Source organism: Rubritalea sp. (assembly GCF_039830215.1).
Lineage (GTDB): Bacteria > Verrucomicrobiota > Verrucomicrobiia > Verrucomicrobiales > Akkermansiaceae > Rubritalea.
In genome coordinates this window covers 1-4,131 of record NZ_JBDOPO010000034.1, presented here as the reverse complement: position 1 = coordinate 4,131, position 4,131 = coordinate 1, and the positions used below count along the sequence as shown (strand labels likewise).

General features: G+C 43.1%; 3 protein-coding genes. 2 read left to right on the top strand and 1 reads right to left on the bottom strand.

All coding sequences use genetic code 11. From position 1 onward, the window contains the following. Window positions 1-272: 272 nt before the first annotated feature. On the bottom strand, window positions 273-1,661 hold the full coding sequence (locus ABGY95_RS00875) for a CmpA/NrtA family ABC transporter substrate-binding protein (protein WP_347439788.1): 1,389 nt from the start codon (window positions 1,659-1,661) through the stop codon (window positions 273-275). A gap of 168 nt (window positions 1,662-1,829) precedes the next feature. Here ABGY95_RS00875 and ABGY95_RS00870 point away from each other — a divergent pair, with 168 nt between their 5' ends. Together ABGY95_RS00870 and ABGY95_RS00865 are read left to right on the top strand one after the other, a co-directional pair. After that, window positions 1,830-2,765 (top strand): LysR family transcriptional regulator, encoded by a 936-nt coding sequence (locus ABGY95_RS00870; protein WP_347439787.1) that lies wholly within the window; start codon window positions 1,830-1,832, stop codon window positions 2,763-2,765. Between the two features lie 86 nt (window positions 2,766-2,851). Beyond that, on the top strand, window positions 2,852-4,093 hold the full coding sequence (locus tag ABGY95_RS00865) for an alginate export family protein (protein ID WP_347439786.1): 1,242 nt from the start codon (window positions 2,852-2,854) through the stop codon (window positions 4,091-4,093). Window positions 4,094-4,131: the final 38 nt, after the last annotated feature.

The window sequence follows — 4,131 nt, the reverse complement described above, 5'->3', positions numbered from 1 at the left end:
GAATGTTAGTTAAATTACATAGAGCAGTCGACGTACCACTATCTATTAGTTAGACTCATCACTATAATGAAATGCGTCCTTTATCGTATTTAATTACGCTAAGCAACCAACGCCTCATTTTGAACTTCGAGGTGCGAGGGTGATCACTTGATGCGCTACATCAGGTTCCCTCAACAATGATGAGTACCCATCTGATCTAGAATTACTCTAAGCGGAAAAAAAATGAGCCACCTGCATTAGGTGGCTCAAAAACATCAAAAATCAAACTCGGTTTATAAATCAGATGTTTCTATTTCTTCGTGGTCTTTATTACCGATCTTGTGAGAATTTAAGTACTTGATTGGCTCATTTCCATCGTACTCAATACCGTCAATGAAGTCAGTTGTTGCAACCTTAAAGCCATCTGACTCCCATGGGATATCATCTTTTTTTACCTTTCCTTCTTCAAGAAGCATTTCAGCAGCTTTTAGATAGATAGCTGGCTTATAGACACTCTTAGCTGTCTCTAGATACCAAGACTTTGGACGAGGTTCAGAAATCTGTCCCCATCTGCGCATTTGAGTCAGAAACCATACACCGTCTGAATACCAAGGATAGGTTGCGAACCCTTTATAGAAAACGTTAAACTCAGGCATCTCGCGTTTGTCAGTTTTTTGAAACATGAAGAACCCTGTCATCGAGTTCTTTATGATGTCGTAGTCTGCTCCGACGTAATCTGAACGTGACAGAATACGTGCCGCTTCCTCGCGGTTTTTGAAATTGCCATCCGCGTCAACCTCATCCAGCCACTGACCAGCTAAGATCAATGCTTTAGTCACTGCCAGGTAGGTATTGGGGTTTTCATCTGCCCAAGACTTAGAAACACCAAATACTTTTTCAGGGTTATTTTTCCAAATATCATAGTTAGTTGTCACTGGAACACCAATTCCCATACTAACAGCTTTCTGATTCCAGGGTTCACCAACACAGTAACCTTGAATATTACCAGACTCTAGAGTGGCTGGCATCATCGGTGGTGGTGTCACAGAAAGCTCAACTTGTGCGTCGGTACGACCCCCAACATCAGATTGTGTGTACATCCCTGGATTTATTCCTGCAGCAGCTAACCAATAACGTAGTTCATAATTGTGCGTTGACGTCGGAAACACCATTCCCATCTGTAACTTCTCACCATCTTCGAGCTTTTCTTGAACCACAGGAACTAATGATTCTGCCGTAATAGGATGTGGAGGTGTGTCTGAATCTAGCTTGGGGTCGTTAGCTTGCATTTGTTTCCAAATATTATTGGAAACTGTAATGCCATTGCCGTTTAGATCCATAGTGAAGGATGTGATGATGTGCGCTTTTGTCCCAAAGCCTATAGTGGCAGCCAATGGCTGACCTGAAAGCATGTGCGCACCATCTAAATCACCACTGATTACATTATCCAGAAGGGTTTTCCAGTTTGGCTGAGCCACTACATCAACCTGCAGTCCCTCGTCATCGAAAAATCCTTTTTCCTTTGCTATAACGATGGGAGCACAGTCAGTCAGTTTGATGAAGCCAAACTTGAGTGAATCTTTTTCCACATCAAGTTGTTCAGCAAATAATGTGGGACCTGTAACCACGCTCACTAGAGCTACGAGCGTGCCAGCTTTCTTTAATATCGGATATGTTTTCATAATAATTAAGCGACACCGTGAACTCAGCACTCAACGTGCCACCTTCAACTATCCAGATCGTCCGATCACACATTATTTCTATGAACGCCATTCATAAATAGCGATTTGGTACGCAACCTGCTTGGTAAACTATATCCCGTATTCTAGAACAATTACTACCACCTACTCATGACATTACCTGAAATTCGCCAACTGAAAATATTCATTGCGTTAGAAGAAACGCGTTCGTTTACCGCAGCTGCAAATAAGAATTTCATCACTCAATCAGCAGTTTCCCATTCGATTAAATCACTTGAAAAGCAACTTGATTGCTCACTCATCGAACGTATGGGAAAACGCATCACACTCACCCCTTATGGAGAAGTGTTCCTCCATCACGCTAAGAGAGTTATTGTCGAACTCGAAACATCATTGACGAAAATTGAAACACTAAAGCGATGGGGCTATTCCTCAATTCGTATCGGAACTTCTGATACTGTGTGCCAATACATTATGCCCAAAATTCTTAAGGAATTTGCTAAAAAGCACCCGAAATGCGAAGTGACAATTGAGTTAGGTGACACTCCAGAGATGCTGAATAAGTTAACCCGAGGTAGGCTAGACCTAGCTATTGGGATACATCTCGCCCCCAGCGACAACAATTTCATATTCACTCCTCTCACTGAAGACACTCTTTGTTTTGTCACCTCTCCCGAGCATGACTGGGTCTCTAAACAGACCAACCGTGGAGGTTCACTCAAAGATGTGCGGCTTATTTCTTATAGTGCTGAGAGTGAAACGATGCGACTCATAACTAAGCATTTCAATGATAACACAATAATTTTCCACCATCCCCTAACACTTGGCAATATGGAGGCTATTAAGGAAATGGCAAAACAAGGCTTGGGGGTTGGCATTATTCCACCATGGGTAGCTAAGCAGGAATTTGCTAGTGGAGAATTAGTGGCACACGTTATTTCGACACCGCCACCGAAACGCAGCTGGGGAGTTTTCTCTAATAGCGGTAAAACCTTCTCACTTCCAGAAGAAGACTTGATTACTATATGTCGCACAGAAATGGGTAAGGCCATTCATGCAGGTCGCCAATTAGAGGTAATGCAATAAGTATGAATATAGCTCATGTTAGTGATGTGCCAAGACTAGCCTCGCTAGGCTAGTCTTGGCACAAACGTTGCTCAGTGATGTGGTGTATGAATAATAAAACACTACTGCTACCCTTACTAGGTCTCACATCATATTCACTCTATGCCGGAGAAACTCTACCAATCACTGAGGAGAAAACTGAGTGGTTTAAATTCTCAATCGATGCGAGAACACGTATAGAGCAGCGCAACCAACAAGGTGCAGATAACTCGTGGGCTGGCACCTTACGGATTAGGCCCGGTTTTTTTCTCGGTAAAGAGGAAGGTTTTGCTGCATTTGTTGAGACTGAACACACATTAGCGTTCATAGATGATTACCGAGTTGGAAGTCCGCAGTCAGCGAAGTTCTCTCCCAACAAGCCTGGCAATACACCGATTGCCGACCCTGAAAATAACGAACTGAATCAGCTTTATGCTCAATATAAGGGGCACGGAGCTCTTGCTAGAGTTGGACGTCAGCGACTAATCTATGACAATGCGGCGTTCATCGGTAATGTCGGTTGGCGTCAGAATGAGCAGACCGTAGACGCGGGCTTACTAGATTACAAAAAAGAGGCATTCCAACTCAAATACGCCTATGCGAATCGTGTGAACCGCATTTTTGGATCAGATGCCTCGGGAGCAGTAAAGGCACTTGAAGGTGATGCTCACTTGTTTAATGGTTCCTACAATTTTAATGAGCACAAGTTCACTGGCTACGCCTACCTCATGGACTTCTCTGAACAGCAATTTGCCCGTGCCAGTAACAACACTTATGGAGTTTCATTAGACTATAGCCTTACTGGCGGTAATCTCCATACGGAGTTCGCCTACCAAACAGAAGCAGGTAAGCAATCTGAGTACGAAGATGTGTATGCGCACGTCTTTTATGGAAATAAAATAAACAGTTTCACTTACAAGTTTGGTGTTGAATACCTCGGAGAAGACTTCGTCACACCACTTGCAACAGTTCACGCATACAACGGTTTTGCTGATGTTTTTATCGGTGATCGCCTTGGTTTAACTTCAGACGCAAAAGGTAATAAGTGGGACGGTCTTACCGATATCTATGCCAGTGTGGGCACTCAAATCCCAGGTGGCATTGCACTCACAGGTTTTGTTCACGGCTTTTTTGATAAAGATGTCGATCAATTCTACGGGTTTGAACTTGATCTAGTAGCGGCAAAGAAGATCAGTGACGACCTAAAGGCTGTTGCTAAGTATGCCTACTTCTTCGGAGATAATGATACCACAAATAAGTTCGATGATAACATTGCTCAACTTTCTGTAGAACTTAACTACACATTCTGATCACCCAAACCATGATAATCTAGTAAGCCGAATCATCT